A 16,013-nucleotide genomic window follows, 5' to 3' on the forward strand; every position below is an offset into this window, starting at 1 on the left:
TTAGCCATGTACTTCATCGTAAGGGTCAGCAAACTCAATCGCTATCTGTTCAAAACGATCGGCTACCGAGAGAAAAGCATCGGTTAAGGCTGGATCAAAATGAGTTTCTCGACCTGCGCTGATAATCTCAACCGCTTTGGCATGACTGAAAGGGGGCTTGTAGACGCGGCGGCTGAGTAGGGCGTCATACACATCGGCAATCGCCATTAAACGCGCAGAAACTGGAATCTGCTCGCCACTCAAACCTTGCGGGTAACCGCTACCATCCCATTTTTCCTGATGCCCGTAGGCAATTTCACGGGCGTAATGCAGAAAAATACTATCTTCGCCCAACACGTTTTCCACTTCCAAAATGATGTTGCGCCCATAGGTAGGGTGGTTTTTCATGATCGCGAATTCTTCATCGGTCAATTTTGCGGGTTTATGCAAAATTGCATCAGGAATGCCGACTTTGCCGATATCGTGCAATGGCGCCGATTTAGCCATCCATTCAATATTGGCTGCAGTGAGTTCGCCGCTAAACCGCGGATGGGATGCCACTGCTTGGGCCAAAATACGTAAATACTCTTGCGTGCGTTTCAGGTGCAAGCCCGTTTCTTCATCGCGCAACTCAGCCATCACGCCCATGGCTAAAATAGTTGCATCTTGCATCTTCAGCAATTCAGCCGTGCGCTGCGCCACGCGCTCTTCCAAAGTTTGGTTGTGTAGTTTGAGCGCCGTTTTTAAATCCTGCATTTGCAAATGCGTGCGGATACGCGTTTGCACAATCACTGGCATCAAGGGCTTGTGAATGTAATCCGCCGCCCCCGCCTCAAAGCCAATCACCTCATCCGATTCTTGCGTTTTAGCCGTTAGAAAAATAATTGGAATATCGGCCGTGATTGGATTGGCTTTTAAACGCTGGCAAACCTCAATCCCATCCATATCAGGCATCATCACATCGAGCAAAATCAAATCGGGGATCGGCTCGCGCTGCGCGAGTTCAAGCGCTAATTGGCCATGCGTGGCAATCCGCAATTTGTATTGATCTTTCAAAATGGCGTTGAGTAGCGCCAAATTGGTCGGCGTATCATCCACGATCAGTAAAGTACGCCGATAAGCCTGATAAAAATCATCCATCGACCGCCCCCAACACGCTGGTTTTCAGTGCAGTTAAATCGATTAAGGCTTGGTCAAAATTAAAATCATAGCTCACCGCTCGGCTAAGCCGCTCGATCAATGGCTGCTCAGGTCGATGCGCAAGCCGCGATTTTAGCAATTCAATTTCATCTACCGCGTCGCCATCACAATTGCGAATCAGGGTTTCTAAGCGCTGGAACTGCGCCATTAACTGCGATGTATCTTCTTTCAATGCTTGATTTGATTGCTCTTCGGACGGATACACCTTGGCAATTGCATCCAACATTTGCGCAATGGCTTCGGCGAACTCTGTTTGCAGCGAGCTAGTTTGTCCAGGATGTAAGCGTAAAAATTGCTCCAATTCCATTGCCACAGCACTCAAACGCGTCATGCCTAAGGTGCCAGCCACGCCTTTGATGGAATGTACCAAGCGCTCGGCGGCGCGCGGATCTGTGACTAAATAGGCTTCAAATTGGGTATATGCTGTTTGGTAGTCATTCAAAAACTGCCGGAAAAGCGCTTCGTAAAGTTGAGCGTCACCCATTAATCTCGCTAATACATCTTGGGTATCTACTCCTGCAATAATCGGAACAATGCTTTTATCTAGATACTCCAATTGGGTATTAAATTGCTCAGGTGCGGTAATTTTGTCGCCGACCCATTTGGCAATCGTGTTAAACAACACATCAGGTTGAATCGGTTTAGTAACATAGTCATTCATTCCGCTATCCAAACAACGCTGCCTTTCATCCGACATCGCGTGTGCGGTCATAGCAATAATCGGAATCTGCTGCAGGCGAGGATCACATCGAATTAAGCGCGTCGCTTCATTGCCATCGAGTACAGGCATTTGCAAATCCATCAAGATCACATCGCAGGGCAAAGGCTCAATCGATAGCCAGCCTAAAGCCTCACCACCATGCTGGGCGAGGATCACGCTGGCGCCAACGCCGCTAAGTAATTCGCTCGCTACCTGTTGATTTAATGGATTGTCTTCGACTAACAAAACCCGTAACCCATGCAAAAACTGCGCATCAATCGGTGTATGACTATCCATTTGCGCGGCGAGCGCTTCTGATTTTTCAAGCAATAAAGTGAAATGAAAGATACTGCCCACATCAGGGGTGCTTTCAACCCAGATATCACCTTCCATTAAATTCACCAAGCGTTTACAAATCGACAAACCCAAACCCGTGCCGCCAAATTTACGCGTGGTTGAGCCATCGGCTTGAATAAATGGCTTAAATAAGCGAGTAATCTGTTCTGGTTTTAAGCCAATTCCAGAATCTTGCACGGTGAAATGCAAGCGCACTTGCGAGCCCAGCTGTGCCACCCGTTCGATTTGCACCTTCACTTCGCCTTGCGGGGTAAATTTGATTGCATTGCTCACCAGATTATTTAACACCTGACCGATGCGCAGTGGGTCACCAACCAAGGCGGTGGGGCAATCGCTCGCCACCTTTACCGTAAGTTTGAGACCTTTTTCTTCTGCTTTAACTTGATGCAATGCACACAATTGATCGGTTATCGACGCCAAGCGAAATGGTACTAATTCGATTTGTAGCCGATTAGCTTCGATTTTAGAAAAATCGAGAATATCGTTCAGTATATGTAATAAGGATTCAGCGGCGAAGCTGGTTTTTTGCAGATAATCACGCTGCTTTTGGCTCAACTCTGTTTTGAGCATTAAATGCGTCATCCCCAAAATGGCATTCATCGGGGTACGAATTTCATGGCTCATATTGGCCAAAAAATCACTTTTTAAGCGATTGGCCTGATCAGCCGCATCTTTGGCGGCCAAAAGCTGTACTTCGACTTGTTTTTTTTCCTCAACCAAGCCACGCAATAAATTACTCAATTGCTCAAGGCTGGTGTGGTCTTGTTGGATTTCTTTGTGCCCCAAATCTTTCAATAAAACATTGGCCGTATCCCACAGCGAATCCAATACGCGTTGCCTTGCAACCGCTTCTGCGCGTAAATCTTGGTTCGCTTGGGTTAATTCGGCGGAGCTTAATTCTAGGCTACGCGAACGCAATTCCAGATCACGTTCGGCTTGTTGATACGATTCATCTATTGCTAACAAGAAACGCCGCATTTGTTCATGCGAAATCAGCGACGAATCACCCGCTTCAAGCGCCGACAAAGCAGCCTCACAAGCGGCTTCATCCTGCCAGCCAAAATGGCGTTTTAATTGCCTAAGCAGCAAGCGATTCATGATCAAGCTTCACGCAAAATGCTGATCGTCATCGTTTGATTGTGTAATTTACAATCAGTTGAATTCACAAAGGGGCTGATTTCACCGTAGGAATAAAAACCCGTTAGCGTTGCACCTTGCCCCAACACTTCACCGACAGCCTCGACCTCTTCATCGACACGCCCCCCCATTACCAATTTGCGGCCAACACAACTGACCAAAATAGCTAAAGATTCATCGGTGTCTTGCAACATTTGATGCGCAGCATTCGCAGCGGCTTCAGCGCCTTCAATCAATGCATCATTGCTAGCGTGCATCAGACGCAAATAGCCATCCAGCACAATATCGCCAGCCAAAATCAGCGAACCCGCTGCTTCATCGACACCTAAAATGGTGCGAACCAAGCCCATTTCACTATGATCCTGGCCCAACATTTCGAAGGGAAACAATAAACCCGAGGTTGGCAATTGCGCTGCATAGCTTCCTAAGTAACGTTTATAAACCTCTAGCGCCGATTCACCATCCAGTTCATACAAAATATTGCCAGCACAACGGGTCACTTTGCGCGCTGGGCCAAACGGTTTCCAGCCGCCGAATGATCCATGACCAATCGCAATCCCTTTGGGTAAACCTAACGCCAAAACAGCGTGATCGTTCACGCCATCATTGGTCATTACCCCCGTTTGTTTAAAGGCACCACCATCACCAGCCAAACCACCAATAATCGGTAAACCCGCGGGCAATTGGCTGGCTAGCCCTTCAATCAAGGCACTACCATTGATATTGACGCCTTGCCCCAGCACCAGCACCCCCGCTAATTCATGTGTGGCTAACTGCGAGCCTAAACGCTGCCCTGCCGCCAGGCTATCCTCCATATTTTTTAACTCGGTACTCGCCAACGGGGGTTTGCCATACTCCCAACTCACCGTTGTAATAATGGCCGAACCATCATTCACGCCATCTGCACTGATTTCCCCTGCGGTCGAACAACCAACAAGAACTGCATCTGGAAAAGCTTGGCGCACTTGGGCGTAAAACACTGGGTTTTTGAGCAAATCAATCCCAGCAAAAACCAGCACCCAATCGGGAAAATGGTTGCTAAATTGTTGTAGCGCGGGATGCAGTTCATTAATGGCATGAATCTGTTGTTGGGCAATCTGCATGGCCATCACCTCACGAGTCTAATGCGATAAGTCTAGACAAGTAGAGGCCATAATTCAGGGAGAATCTGCAGATTTTTGCGCTTTGCATCGCGCAAAAAAACCGCCGTTACTTTCGCAAGGCGGTTTTATGTTGGTGTTGCCTCAGCAGCAGCTTCAGCCGCTTGCTGTACTTTGCGCTCATTGGCCACTTTTTTTGATGTGCTCATGCAAGCTCAATGCGAGCCATCAAATAAACTTGCCAGCAGTAACGCCGCCAAAGCAATGCTAGAAAAGAGTTACAAAGCCATACCCCAAAACACGAAATCGACCAAGCTCCAACAGAAAGTGCAATCAGACCTCGACCTGCATCAAACAGAGCGCACAAAACTACCCAACTCACATAGACCAGCATAGCGCATTGGCAGCACGCTCTACGAGACCCCACCAACAGCTAGGCCTTCAGCTGTCGATCTGCACCACTTTCGGGCTGGGTTTTGTCTATATTGCCAATGATTCAGCAATTCGGATGGTTAAACATATGCTCAGCAAAATCCTACTGGCCTTTTTTTTGCTGCACAGCACATGGCTGTATGCTGAATCTAAAATCATTACCCTAACTCGATTTGGCGAACAAGGTACACTAGAAAAGAGTGCAGAAGCCAAACTCACTCAAGCCTACGCCCAACTGGGCTATCAACTGCGATTTTCCAATTTACCCGGCAAACGCGCCCTCATTGAATCGAACGAAGGCATTTATGATGGTGAATTAATCCGCAAACCAGGCTTAAGCACGGAATACCCTAACCTCATTCAGGTAAATGTCCCCATCGCGTCGATTTCAATCGTCGCCTATGCCCGTGACCCATCAATACAGCTGGAACAGGGCTGGACCAGTTTACGTGCACACTCATTTGCTTATGAACGCGGCACCCAGCTGATTGAAAATAATATCAAAGGCTTTGCTCGGAGCTTGGCCACTAGCGACAATCAAATCGCTTTTCAAAACCTACTGCTGCATCGCGTTGATTTGGTCATTAGCCATCAAGCAGGCGCGCTGGAGATCCTGCAAAAACTACCCAATTCTCCCAAGCTATACCAACTCAGTCCGCCACTGGTCGTGTCACCGCTTTATCACTATGTGCATAAAAAACATGCCGATTTGGTTGCCCCACTGGAAGCCAAACTCAGACAATTAGAAGGACAAATTCCACAATAACCGAGACATGGCTTTTAACGGTATTTCGCTCTTTAGATTGGTCCCAAATAATCCATTTTTCCAATCTCAACGCCGTTATTGCGCAGCAAGGCGTACGCCATCGAGACGTGGAAATATAAATTGGGCGCGACAAATTGCAGTAAATACACATCAGCGCTCATCGGGTTAGGCATATACGGTAGCTGAATAGTTTTCGCTGCCGCATTGGCAAAGCTCGCCTCGGGTACGCTTTGGATAAATTTCAGTGTATCGGCAATGCGCTCTTTTAATTCGGCCAAGGTTTTTTCATTGTCTTCGTGTTTGGGCGCGGCGGTGTCGCTAAGGCGCGCAACGGCAAATTTACTGGTATCACAGGCGATCTGGATTTGCTTCACAAACGGCAACATATCTGGCGCCAAGCGTAAACCCAGCATTGTGTCGTCGCTGACTTTTTTCGCCAGCGCATAGTCACTGGCTTTATCCAGCAGATGCGAAAGCTGCTGCAAAGCGCGTGTATACACAGGAACAGATAATTGATAGTAGCTAAACATCGGACTCTCCTAATGAGTTGCGGCCAGAATCGATTAAAGGCATATGCCTTTAAGCAGCATTGCGGCTTAGCCCAACATATTCAAGTACTCGAGTGTCTCGATTGCGCCATTTAAAATACAGCCATCCTGTATATACTTATAGATCAATTGGGCGTTTTCTTCTGGCGATATACCCATGGTGGAAATTTGCAAGTCATAGCTTATTTCTTGGTGAACTCGCTCAAATTCCCACGCCGCCATACCGATCGCACGATCACCGCGCGCCTGTTCGCGTGCGGCTAATTCGTCCAGCTCGCAGTGCACGCCAACCAGCAACACCCGGTATCCCGCCAGCTCGGTAAGCAATTCACGTTTTTCGCCGCGTTCGCACCACGCATTATCCAAAATCAAATGGCAACCCGCTTGCAGCAAACCCGGAATCGCATAATGGTACGCTCGCACCAATTGGCCAAAATCATGGCCGCGCCGTTGGATAGGCTCACCGCGCTGCATTGCGGCAAGATCGCTAAGTGGCAAAGCGTAGAGCACCGAATCAATGCTGAAATTCAGGTATTGCTGCGGCAAGATTTCTTGCAGCGCTTTGGCGATACTGGTTTTGCCCGAGCTGCTACAACCATTCAAAATAATAACTTGGGGAAGGTGACTCATCATCCGGCCTAAAAAACCAAATAGAACTCGGTGTTTTTACATTAATAAATCATTGGATCGATTTTTTTCCGTCTTGATCGGCGTCGAATTCAATCACAGTAGGGGGTACTTCTTCAGCAGGTGGGCGGGCCCAAAACAAGCGATCTGGAATCATTTGCCCCATGCCCGGCCGGTAGGCATTCGATAAGGCTTGGAAGGTGTAATCCTGCGCTTCTTGCATGGCAGTGGTGATATCAGCGCCATTGGCCATTGCCCCCGCAATCGCAGATGCTAAGGTTGCACCAGCACCATGGAAGCTACCCGGCAAGCGATCCCAATTATCACTGCGAACCCGACCTAGGGCGCTATACAGCGTGTTCACAACTTTCGGCGTTTTTTCATGTGGTCCAGCGATCAGCACATATTCGCACCCGCATTGCAAAATCCGCTGCGCAGCGGCATCAAGCGGCAAATCTTCTTGCTCTTCAGGGTCTTCGCTACCCAATTTACGCGCATCATTGCTATTGCAGCTCACCAAATAGGTATGCGGAAACAATAGTTCGCGCATCGCGCTATAGAGGTCTTCATCAGCCAATTCTTCACCGCGCCCCATGCTAAACACCGGCTCTAGAATCAGCGGAATATCAGGGTAATCCGACGCAATTTCGGCGATCACGGCCAGGTTTTCTACTGAACCAACCATGCCCACTTTAATCGCATCAATTTTGATGTCTTCCAGAATAAAGCGGGCTTGTTCATCCAAAAACTCGCTATCAACCGACTGAAAACTTTGCACGCCGGCCGTATCTTGCACCGTCATTGCAGTCACAATCGGTAGCGCATGGCAGCCTAGCGAAGCCAAGGTCAAAATATCGGCCATCAGGCCTGCACCGCCTGAGGGATCATTGGCGGCAAAGACCAATACAGTGGGCGGAGTTGAAATCATAAGTAGCAATGAACCAGAATAAGTTTAAAATCAGTCCTTGAATTCTAAACCACTCTGGATGGATTAACGCGAATGAAAAAATATATGTGCCTGATTTGTGCGTTTATTTACGATGAAGCCGCTGGTCGCCCAGAAGACAATATTGCGCCAGGTACCAAATGGGAAGACGTACCGGTCAATTGGACCTGTCCAGACTGCGGTGCACGCAAAGATGACTTTGAAATGGTTGAAATTTAAAGGTTAAGCATGAAAACAACGCTTATTGTTAGCACTCTGGCTTTAGCATTGCTGGCAGGCTGTCAGCAAGTTAATACCACCCAAGGCGGAACTGTGGGAGCCAATCGCAAGCAAAATATGAGCACCCTGCTACCGAGCGAGCAGGTTGATCAAATGGCCGCTGCCGCGTATGCCGACACCATCAACCAAGCCAGACAAAAAAATGCACTACTCCCCGCCAATCACCCCACCACCGTACGTGTCAAAAATATCGCTGCACGTTTAATCCCGCAAACCACGGTATTTCGCCCTGAGGCGGCCAATTGGAAATGGGAAGTGAATGTTGAGCAAAATAAACAGCTCAACGCTTATTGCATGGCCGGCGGCAAAATTATGTTTTACACCGGCATCATCGAGCAATTGCAACTCACCGACGATGAAATCGCGCAAATTATGGGGCATGAAATCAGCCACGCCTTGCGCGAACACAGCCGCGAGCGCATGAGCGAGGAATACAATAAACAGATGGGCATGCAGGGCATTTCGATTGCAGCCTCGATTCTGAGCGGCGGTAAATATGCCGATCTCACCAATACCGCGCTCGGCGTTGGTAGCCAAGCGTATGACGTAGCTTTAGCTTTGCCCAATAGCCGTACGCATGAATCAGAAGCCGACGTCATGGGCTTGGAATTGGCAGCGCGCGCCGGTTACAACCCACAAGCAGCAGTGACCCTATGGCAAAAGATGGCAGCGGCGAGCAAAGGCGCACCGCCTGAGTTCCTGTCGACTCACCCATCCAATCAAAGCCGAATTGCCGAGCTACAAGCAAAAATTCCTATGGTGCAACCATTGTATGAAGCCGCCAAAAAAACACAGCCCCCCGCCAGCACGAAAAAGAAAAAAGGCTGATCTAGGCTAAGGTTGAACTTGCAAGCAGCACCTACAGTGTTAAGCACTTTGGTGCTGTTTTTTTAACACGCCAGCACTATCTGATCTTGCCCCTTTTTTTACCTTGCACTGGAAATCATCATGCTCTGGGTTAAAGCATTTCACCTTATTTTTGTTATCAGCTGGTTTGCCGGTTTATTTTATTTACCCCGCATTTTCGTCAATCAAGCGATGGCAACCGAGCCAGCAGAGATCGAGCGCCTTGGGCTGATGGCCCGCAAGTTGTATCGCTTTATGACACCGATTGCCGGCTTAGCGCTGATTTTTGGCATTTGGACTTGGGGCTATTACGATTTTTATATTGGGCCGGGCTGGATTTGGATGCACATCAAGCTGACACTGGTGGCGCTTTTAATTGCGTATCACGCTTGGTGTGGCAAAATCTATCGCGACTTTGCGGCTGGGAAAAACACACGTAGTCACGTTTGGTATCGCGTGTTTAACGAATTGCCAGTTCTGGTTTTATTCGCGGTCGTCATCTTAGTGATCGTCAAACCTTTTTAAAGCTGTCTGGTTCAACGCAGGCAGTTGGTAGCATTAGTTTTCCTCGCCCAGCAAGGCGGGCCTAGCGACAACTTTTGCCTTACGAATTAGAGAGAACTATGAAAACACTCCTACTAGCCACCAGCTTGGCCGCACTTTTAAGCGCCTGCGGTGAACCCAAAGCCCAATGCGGTGTTTACGCGATTGGCCCGAATCAAATTAAAGAATTTCTGAAAGAAAACAAAGCTGAACCTGCACCAGGTCGTACTGAAAAAGCCAAACTACCCGCCGACTTTCCACCGCAGCTCATCGATAAAGATGGCTATTACCGCGGCATGCAGGTCTTTTGCAAAATCGACGAAGCCAAAGCTGCGATTACTACCCAAGGCCATCAGAATTGGGGCGTTTACGAGCTCAATACAGAATGGGATAAAGGTGTATATCAAGCAGACGATCAAGCCTATCACCTGAAAGACATCACCACCATTAAGCAGGCCATCGAATAATGGCAACGGAAATCGAACGGAAATTTCTGTTAAAAAACAGCGATTGGCGCTCTTTAGTAGCTAAAAGCACGCGGATTGCACAAGGCTATCTGAATGCCGAGCCAGAGCGCACGGTAAGGGTAAGGGTCAAAGGCGACGCAGGCTTTTTAACCATTAAAGGCAAAAACGACGGCATTAGTCGGCTGGAATTTGAATACCCAATTCCTGTAGCCGATGCGCTGGAAATGCTGAAACAGTGCCCGAACGTGCTCGATAAAACCCGCCATTTGGTTGAAATCGACGGCCATACCTTTGAAATCGACGAGTTTCACGGCTTAAACGATGGCTTAATCGTCGCGGAAATCGAGCTGGCCAGCGAAGACGCCCGCTTCCCGCAACCCGAGTGGTTGGGCGATGAGGTCTCGGGCGATGCGCGCTATTACAATAGTGCGCTATCGGAAAAACCGTTTTCAAGCTGGTAAAATAGCAGAACACATCAGGGTCGACTTAGTCGGCCCCTTATTTTATCTAGGGTATATCTCTGTAATAAAATCCAGAATTATTCGCTAGATAAATACCATATAGAGGTATTTATGAATCGCAATGAACAACTCTTCGCCGCCGCGCAGCAACACATCCCTGGCGGTGTCAATTCACCCGTGCGCGCATTTGGCTCGGTCGGCGGCACGCCGCGTTTTTTCAAAAAAGGCGAGGGCGCTTATGTTTGGGATGCTGACGGTAAAAAGTATATTGATTACGTTGGCTCTTGGGGCCCGCTAATTCTAGGCCACGCGCATCCAGCAGTGATCGAGGCGGTAACGCGCACAGCAAAAAACGGTATGAGCTTTGGTGCACCGACCGAAGGCGAAATCGAAATCGCCGACCTGCTGTGCCAAATGTTGCCTTCAATGCAGCAAGTACGCCTGGTATCCAGCGGTACCGAAGCGACGATGAGCGCGATTCGCCTCGCGCGCGGTTTTACTAGTCGCGATAAATTGATCAAATTCGAAGGCTGCTACCACGGCCACGCTGATAGTTTACTGGTCAAAGCCGGCTCTGGCCTGCTGACCTTTGGTAATCCATCATCCGCGGGCGTACCTGCTGCCGTTGCCGCCGACACCATCGTGTTGCCGTACAACGACGTGGCCGCGCTAGAAGCCGTGTTTGCCGAACAAGGCGACCAAATCGCCGCGCTGATCGTCGAGCCGATCGCCGGCAATATGAATCTGGTGCAGCCAAGCAAAGAATTCGTCGCCGCTATGCGTAAATTAACGCAAGACCATGGCGCAGTACTGATTTACGATGAAGTGATGACGGGGTTTCGCGTTGGACTGCAATGCGCACAAGGCCTACACGGCATTACCCCTGATTTAACTTGCTTGGGTAAAGTGGTTGGCGGTGGTTTGCCACTGGCGGCATTTGGTGGCCGCGCCGACATCATGGCCAAGCTCGCGCCACTTGGCCCTGTTTATCAAGCCGGCACTTTATCAGGCAACCCACTCGCCGTCGCCGCGGGAATGGCGACATTGCAAGAAATCAGCAAACCGGGCTTTTTTGAAGCTTTGAGCGCCAAAACCAAAGCCTTCGCCGATGGCCTCAACGCGATTGGAGCACAATTGCCAAACGACAAAACCATCAGCGCACAAGCCGTTGGCGGCATGTTCGGAATTTACTGCAGCCCAAGCGTACCGCACAGCTACAACGACGTGATGAACAGCGAACGCGCCCGCTTCAACGCCTTCTTCCACGCCATGCTCGACGAAGGCATTTACCTAGCGCCATCCGCGTTTGAAGCAGGTTTTGTCAGCGCAGCGCATGATGAAACCGATATCAGCTACACCCTGCATTCAGCCGCGAGCGTGTTGCAGCGCATCTAAGTAGTCTTCAATACCATATTGGGTATATTGATACAGCCATTATTGATAAATAGCTGTACCAATATACCCATTTTATCTGCCAAAACAGACCTTTCATCTTCAGCACTTCCCGCCTTTCGTACGTTGCAATGCAACGTTAGTCTAGCTAACAAGACAATTTCCTAAATCTGAACTATTTTAGTAAAGCTAGTTGAAATAAAAATCAACATTGATATGTAACCAATTAGCTACATCAAACTAACCGTTTATCCATTTAAATATACAGCACATCGTTTAAGGCAGTGGCCCTACCACAAAACAAAATACTATTACTGCAACAATATTATTGGAGTGGAAAAGATGCTCGTGCGTGGTTTTACATTAATTGAAATGTTAGTAACACTGGCGATATTGGGTATATTAATGGCAATTGCAATTCCTTCGTACCTTGACTTAATTGACAGACAAAAATTAGTTGATGCAACAGAGAAAATTTATAGTGATTTGCAAATAATGCGGACTGCAACAAAGTCAAAAAGTGAAGATGTTTATATTAATGTAAATAAGACTGGAAATAATTGGTGTATCGGTTCCAATTTAAAAACAAGCTGTGATTGCACTCAAGATACAGAATGTACAACAACAAAAACAAAATCAGCAGAGTTTCCTTCCATTGATATTGATGGAATGTCATTAAATGGCCAGCAATTTGATCAAGTACGTGGGATATTAAGTTCAGGCTATGGCGATATAACTTTAATCTCAAGCAGAGGAAAAAAAACAACTATTAAGTTAAATGCTGTTGGTGATATTTCAGTTTGCTCACCAAGTGGAACAACTAGAATTGGAGATTATAAAGCATGTTAAAACAATCAGGATTTTCACTGATAGAATTAATGATCGCAATGGCAATTGGTATCTTTGCCTTATTAGCCATATCGACGGTAATGACAAACAATATTCAATTTGGAAAAAACACAATTGATTTATTAAAGCTAAACCAAACAATGAGAAGCACTATGAATATCATCAGTGATGATATTCGACGTGCAGGATATTGGAATAATGCGAGCAAATTATTAGATGGATCCGCAACACAAAATCCACATGCCTATCCAAATTCTCCGGTGACAATCGGAACCAATTGCATCATCTTTTCCTATGATAGGGATAATGTTGGCGATACGGTGAATGATAGTGAGAAATTTGGTTATGCCCTAATCAATAATACAATCTATATGCGAACACCAGGTTCATATTATGGCTGTGATCCAAGCTTAATCAGCAGTAGTAATCCTGCATGGCAAGCAATTACAGATCCAGCAAAAATTAAAGTTACAACTTTCACTTTTACAAAAACTGCACCAACTGATTCAAGCCATCAAGTTAGCTATAACTCATCAACTAATATTTGCATCACAGATATAAAAATTGAGATTAATGCAGAAACAAAAAGTATAAATAGTATCATTAAACAACCAATTCAAAAAATAATTAGAATACGGAACGACACAATCAGAACTGATACCGCATCAACCAGTAGAGTTTGTGCATAAGGAAAATAAAATGATTAAACATCAAAAAGGAACAGCAACTCTATTTGTCTCAGTGGTTGCTTTATTAATAATGACTATTGTCGCATTCTTTGTAAATAGATCAACTATTTCTGATGTATTGAATGCTTTAACAATGAATCAGAGCAGTAAGTCATTTGAAGCGGCTGAAGCAGGGCTTAATTTTGCGCTAGCCAAAATTAATGATGAAACGTTGGTGACGATAGCAGGAGTTCAAACTCAGTCATTCAAACAATATTTTTGTACAGGTAATTATGTAAAAGATAGTACTAATGGCTGCAATGCAACATTAACTAATAATTCCACTAACAAGTATATTTTTAACGAAAATGCACCTGATTCAGCATATGATTTTCAGGTCACTATGGAAAGTCCAGACCCTACCAAGGGTTTAATTATTACATCCATTGGTGGAAAAGATAATTGCTTATTTGGAATTAATTGCAATAAAAAAACAATAAAAACAACTTTTGCTATAGCACCTTTTCTAACTAAATTACCTCCTGATGCGATTTCCTCACCAGGTAGTGTAACTATTGGGGGTAGTACTTGTGCAGAAAACTCAACAGGGAATGGCGGATTTGCTGTTCGCGCAGGCTCAAGTGCCAGCACTACCAATAATCTAAACGGCACAGGCTGTACTGCTAGTGGTAATGGTTTTCATGGTGCAATCTCAACCGTTGATGGCAGTTTACAAGGGATGCAGGGTGGATTGGGTGCCATGCCATTAAGCTCAAGTGCAAACGATCTTCAAACTTACTTCCAGTATGTTTTTGGCAAATCCCCGAACGAAATGTATGCCGAAGCCGATGTTAAAGCATCAGATTCTTTAAGTAATTATTCAGGCTGTGCTAAATCATGCGGCAAAATTATCTGGCTTAATAATCCAGGTAATAATTTGGCTGGTACCTTTGGTACATTAGATGATCCAGTCATTGTAATTATTAATGGATCAGTCGATACGAGCTCAAATTTTACTATTAATGGTCTTTTATACGTATCAGGTTCTTTAACTACAAATGGTAATCAAACCGTGAATGGCGCTATTTCAGTAGCAGGTGCATATAATTCACAGGGTTCTATTGATATTAAATATGATAAGTCAATCTTTGATGCGGCCAAAAAAATTCACGCTGGTTATACTATGCTGGGTGGTGCTTGGCGTGATTGGCAATAATTGGTGGATATTGGAGCAGAATCATGCATAAGTTAAATAAATCACTCGGATTTTCCCTCGTTGAGATGTTGGTCGCCTTAGTCATTCTCGCTGTAGGTTTACTAGGATTAGCTGGATTTCAAAGTAAAATGATGTCAGAAGCCACTCGTTCGAAAGAAACGAGCATCGCAGAAATGTTGGCAAAAGAGAAAATGGAAGAATTGCGACAAAAAGGCTATGTAGCAGTGTCAGCAATGGCATCATCCGCTTCAGAAACAATTATTCAATCAAATTATTCGCAAGTAAATTTAATACGAACAGTTTCTATTGCATCTGGCCCAGCCCCTGATTCAAGATTAGTTACTGTACTAATAACTTGGCAAAATAGTGCGGGAGATAATAAGTCATTTGAGCTGAAATCGTATATTGCTAAATATGATCCAAAAGATTTTGTGACATCAACGGCAGCGAATCAAGCTGCTAATGATCCTATTGCAACGATTAGAGAATGGACTAAGGATAAAAGCTGGGGTAAAGATGTCATAGTTAAGTATAAAGATCCAACAACAGGAACAACTAAGTACTATATCTCCGAAAGTCAACATTACGATGATATAAATACTATTAGTAAGCCTTCTGATAGTAACCAATGGACTGAGGCCTATTTTTTAGAAGGTAAAGCACAATGGAGAACAAATAATCTTAGTGATGGTTCGATCTGTGAAATTCGGCTACAGGATGAAGCGACTGCTTTTGTAACTAAGCCAAAAAATCCAGGATCTGGAATTGATTATGATATTTCAAAAACAGTCCCTTCAACCACTGCACGTCGGTGTAGCCCTAACTTGATTTCTGGAAGTGGCATGTTGCAGGCTAATTTTGCTTGTGCATTGAAGGTTACTGAAATTAATCCTGGAAAAAGTATATTTTTAGGTTGTGGTATTGAAGGTGGACAAAATAATATTTTGAAATCGACTGTTGCCGGTGCTTATAAGGTTGCTACTAAGGATATTGTTTTATCTATTTGTGAAGGAAGCGGAACTTGTGCATTCCCAACACCATCACCAACACCATTAACAGCACCTAGTCCAACGCCTGTCCCAACCGTAACTCCAACGCCAGAACCTGGTACTACACCATTACCAACGGCTGAGCCGATTAGCCCGGCAACCATTAACATTAAGGTTAATTTAAGTGCAAATAATAAAGATGCAGCTACAAGTTGCACTATGAGTTATACCAATTCATGTTCGCAAACAACATATAGTACCGCGGTAAGTTCAAATAGTACTACCCGCGTTTATAGTGATTCTTGTTCAATTATTGCACCATATACAGAAGCTGTAGCGACTGCTGTTTGTAAAAGGGATAATAATAGTACAGAGACACAATCAATTACCATTAAAAATGGTGAAACATATTTAATAGATTTTAACATCTTATAGACAAAGGGGCTTCGGCCCCTTTAATATTTTATTAACTAATAATTTTGAATTTATCTAGATAGTTACCTATAAAAAT

Annotated in this window: 17 protein-coding genes; 11 read left to right on the top strand and 6 right to left on the bottom strand. The window is 45.7% G+C overall.

Annotated features, from left to right (window positions below; genetic code table 11):
- The 3 genes from NT239_09515 to NT239_09525 are packed head-to-tail and all read right to left on the bottom strand — an operon-like array spanning position 1 to position 4,476.
- Positions 1-1,119, bottom strand: coding sequence for a response regulator (locus NT239_09515; protein XGA70035.1), 1,119 nt, complete (start codon positions 1,117-1,119; stop codon positions 1-3).
- Positions 1,112-3,334, bottom strand: coding sequence for an ATP-binding protein (locus tag NT239_09520; protein XGA70036.1), 2,223 nt, complete (start codon positions 3,332-3,334; stop codon positions 1,112-1,114). Before NT239_09520 ends, NT239_09515 begins: the two co-directional genes overlap by 8 nt.
- A gap of 2 nt (positions 3,335-3,336) precedes the next feature.
- Complete coding sequence (locus tag NT239_09525) at positions 3,337-4,476, bottom strand: FIST C-terminal domain-containing protein (GenBank protein XGA70037.1); 1,140 nt, start codon at positions 4,474-4,476, stop codon at positions 3,337-3,339.
- Between the two features lie 517 nt (positions 4,477-4,993).
- On the opposite strand from NT239_09525, the gene NT239_09530 reads away from it, so the two are divergent.
- Complete coding sequence (locus tag NT239_09530) at positions 4,994-5,671, top strand: transporter substrate-binding domain-containing protein (GenBank protein ID XGA70038.1); 678 nt, start codon at positions 4,994-4,996, stop codon at positions 5,669-5,671.
- A gap of 32 nt (positions 5,672-5,703) precedes the next feature.
- Here the strand turns inward: NT239_09530 and NT239_09535 are convergent, their stop codons facing one another.
- The 3 genes from NT239_09535 to NT239_09545 all read right to left on the bottom strand — a co-directional run bounded on the left by NT239_09535 (position 5,704) and on the right by NT239_09545 (position 7,774).
- Entirely contained in the window at positions 5,704-6,201 is a 498-nt protein-coding gene (locus tag NT239_09535) for a DUF1993 domain-containing protein (GenBank protein ID XGA70039.1), read from the bottom strand.
- Positions 6,202-6,267: 66 nt separating this feature from the next.
- Positions 6,268-6,849 (bottom strand): AAA family ATPase, encoded by a 582-nt coding sequence (locus tag NT239_09540; GenBank protein XGA70040.1) that lies wholly within the window; start codon positions 6,847-6,849, stop codon positions 6,268-6,270.
- 49 nt (positions 6,850-6,898) lie between these two features.
- A complete protein-coding gene (locus NT239_09545; GenBank protein XGA70041.1) occupies positions 6,899-7,774 on the bottom strand; it encodes a hydroxymethylpyrimidine/phosphomethylpyrimidine kinase in 876 nt (291 codons plus the stop codon).
- 72 nt (positions 7,775-7,846) lie between these two features.
- Here NT239_09545 and NT239_09550 point away from each other — a divergent pair, with 72 nt between their 5' ends.
- The 10 genes from NT239_09550 (at position 7,847) to NT239_09595 (ending at position 15,937) form a co-directional block, all read left to right on the top strand.
- Positions 7,847-8,011, top strand: coding sequence for a rubredoxin (locus NT239_09550; protein XGA70042.1), 165 nt, complete (start codon positions 7,847-7,849; stop codon positions 8,009-8,011).
- Positions 8,012-8,020: 9 nt separating this feature from the next.
- Positions 8,021-8,899: a M48 family metallopeptidase gene (locus NT239_09555; protein ID XGA70043.1), complete on the top strand. Its 879-nt coding sequence runs from the start codon at positions 8,021-8,023 to the stop codon at positions 8,897-8,899.
- A gap of 120 nt (positions 8,900-9,019) precedes the next feature.
- Positions 9,020-9,442, top strand: coding sequence for a CopD family protein (locus tag NT239_09560; GenBank protein ID XGA70044.1), 423 nt, complete (start codon positions 9,020-9,022; stop codon positions 9,440-9,442).
- A gap of 98 nt (positions 9,443-9,540) precedes the next feature.
- Positions 9,541-9,927 (top strand): hypothetical protein, encoded by a 387-nt coding sequence (locus NT239_09565; GenBank protein ID XGA70045.1) that lies wholly within the window; start codon positions 9,541-9,543, stop codon positions 9,925-9,927.
- Positions 9,927-10,388, top strand: coding sequence for a CYTH domain-containing protein (locus NT239_09570; GenBank protein ID XGA70046.1), 462 nt, complete (start codon positions 9,927-9,929; stop codon positions 10,386-10,388). The genes NT239_09565 and NT239_09570 overlap by 1 nt, the downstream gene beginning before the upstream one ends.
- Positions 10,389-10,499: 111 nt before the next feature.
- The gene (hemL, locus tag NT239_09575; GenBank protein ID XGA70047.1) at positions 10,500-11,783 is read left to right on the top strand and encodes a glutamate-1-semialdehyde 2,1-aminomutase; all 1,284 of its coding nucleotides are present in this window, start codon (positions 10,500-10,502) and stop codon (positions 11,781-11,783) included.
- Positions 11,784-12,122: 339 nt separating this feature from the next.
- Positions 12,123-12,629 carry a prepilin-type N-terminal cleavage/methylation domain-containing protein gene (locus NT239_09580; GenBank protein ID XGA70048.1) on the top strand — a complete coding sequence of 169 codons (507 nt, stop codon included), beginning with the start codon at positions 12,123-12,125 and terminating at the stop codon, positions 12,627-12,629.
- Positions 12,623-13,318, top strand: a complete 696-nt coding sequence (locus NT239_09585) for a prepilin-type N-terminal cleavage/methylation domain-containing protein (GenBank protein XGA70049.1) — start codon at positions 12,623-12,625, stop codon at positions 13,316-13,318. Before NT239_09580 ends, NT239_09585 begins: the two co-directional genes overlap by 7 nt.
- 10 nt (positions 13,319-13,328) lie before the next feature.
- Positions 13,329-14,513 carry a hypothetical protein gene (locus NT239_09590; protein ID XGA70050.1) on the top strand — a complete coding sequence of 395 codons (1,185 nt, stop codon included), beginning with the start codon at positions 13,329-13,331 and terminating at the stop codon, positions 14,511-14,513.
- Between the two features lie 23 nt (positions 14,514-14,536).
- Complete coding sequence (locus NT239_09595; GenBank protein ID XGA70051.1) at positions 14,537-15,937, top strand: prepilin-type N-terminal cleavage/methylation domain-containing protein; 1,401 nt, start codon at positions 14,537-14,539, stop codon at positions 15,935-15,937.
- Positions 15,938-16,013: the final 76 nt, after the last annotated feature.

Source organism: Chitinibacter sp. SCUT-21, assembly GCA_041874755.1.
Lineage (GTDB): Bacteria > Pseudomonadota > Gammaproteobacteria > Burkholderiales > Chitinibacteraceae > Chitinibacter.

What these genes read in the sequence shown, in the direction of transcription:
- NT239_09580 (XGA70048.1), top strand. Translation starts at nt 12,123, where the DNA reads ATGCTCGTGCGTGGTTTTACATTAATTGAAATGTTAGTAACACTGGCG.
- NT239_09550 (XGA70042.1), top strand. Translation starts at nt 7,847, where the DNA reads ATGAAAAAATATATGTGCCTGATTTGTGCGTTTATTTACGATGAAGCC.
- NT239_09545 (XGA70041.1), bottom strand. Translation starts at nt 7,774, where the DNA reads ATGATTTCAACTCCGCCCACTGTATTGGTCTTTGCCGCCAATGATCCC.
- NT239_09560 (XGA70044.1), top strand. Translation starts at nt 9,020, where the DNA reads ATGCTCTGGGTTAAAGCATTTCACCTTATTTTTGTTATCAGCTGGTTT.
- NT239_09555 (XGA70043.1), top strand. Translation starts at nt 8,021, where the DNA reads ATGAAAACAACGCTTATTGTTAGCACTCTGGCTTTAGCATTGCTGGCA.
- NT239_09590 (XGA70050.1), top strand. Translation starts at nt 13,329, where the DNA reads ATGATTAAACATCAAAAAGGAACAGCAACTCTATTTGTCTCAGTGGTT.
- NT239_09585 (XGA70049.1), top strand. Translation starts at nt 12,623, where the DNA reads ATGTTAAAACAATCAGGATTTTCACTGATAGAATTAATGATCGCAATG.
- NT239_09570 (XGA70046.1), top strand. Translation starts at nt 9,927, where the DNA reads ATGGCAACGGAAATCGAACGGAAATTTCTGTTAAAAAACAGCGATTGG.
- NT239_09520 (XGA70036.1), bottom strand. Translation starts at nt 3,334, where the DNA reads ATGAATCGCTTGCTGCTTAGGCAATTAAAACGCCATTTTGGCTGGCAG.
- NT239_09525 (XGA70037.1), bottom strand. Translation starts at nt 4,476, where the DNA reads ATGCAGATTGCCCAACAACAGATTCATGCCATTAATGAACTGCATCCC.
- NT239_09530 (XGA70038.1), top strand. Translation starts at nt 4,994, where the DNA reads ATGCTCAGCAAAATCCTACTGGCCTTTTTTTTGCTGCACAGCACATGG.
- hemL (XGA70047.1), top strand. Translation starts at nt 10,500, where the DNA reads ATGAATCGCAATGAACAACTCTTCGCCGCCGCGCAGCAACACATCCCT.
- NT239_09540 (XGA70040.1), bottom strand. Translation starts at nt 6,849, where the DNA reads ATGAGTCACCTTCCCCAAGTTATTATTTTGAATGGTTGTAGCAGCTCG.
- NT239_09515 (XGA70035.1), bottom strand. Translation starts at nt 1,119, where the DNA reads ATGGATGATTTTTATCAGGCTTATCGGCGTACTTTACTGATCGTGGAT.
- NT239_09595 (XGA70051.1), top strand. Translation starts at nt 14,537, where the DNA reads ATGCATAAGTTAAATAAATCACTCGGATTTTCCCTCGTTGAGATGTTG.
- NT239_09535 (XGA70039.1), bottom strand. Translation starts at nt 6,201, where the DNA reads ATGTTTAGCTACTATCAATTATCTGTTCCTGTGTATACACGCGCTTTG.
- NT239_09565 (XGA70045.1), top strand. Translation starts at nt 9,541, where the DNA reads ATGAAAACACTCCTACTAGCCACCAGCTTGGCCGCACTTTTAAGCGCC.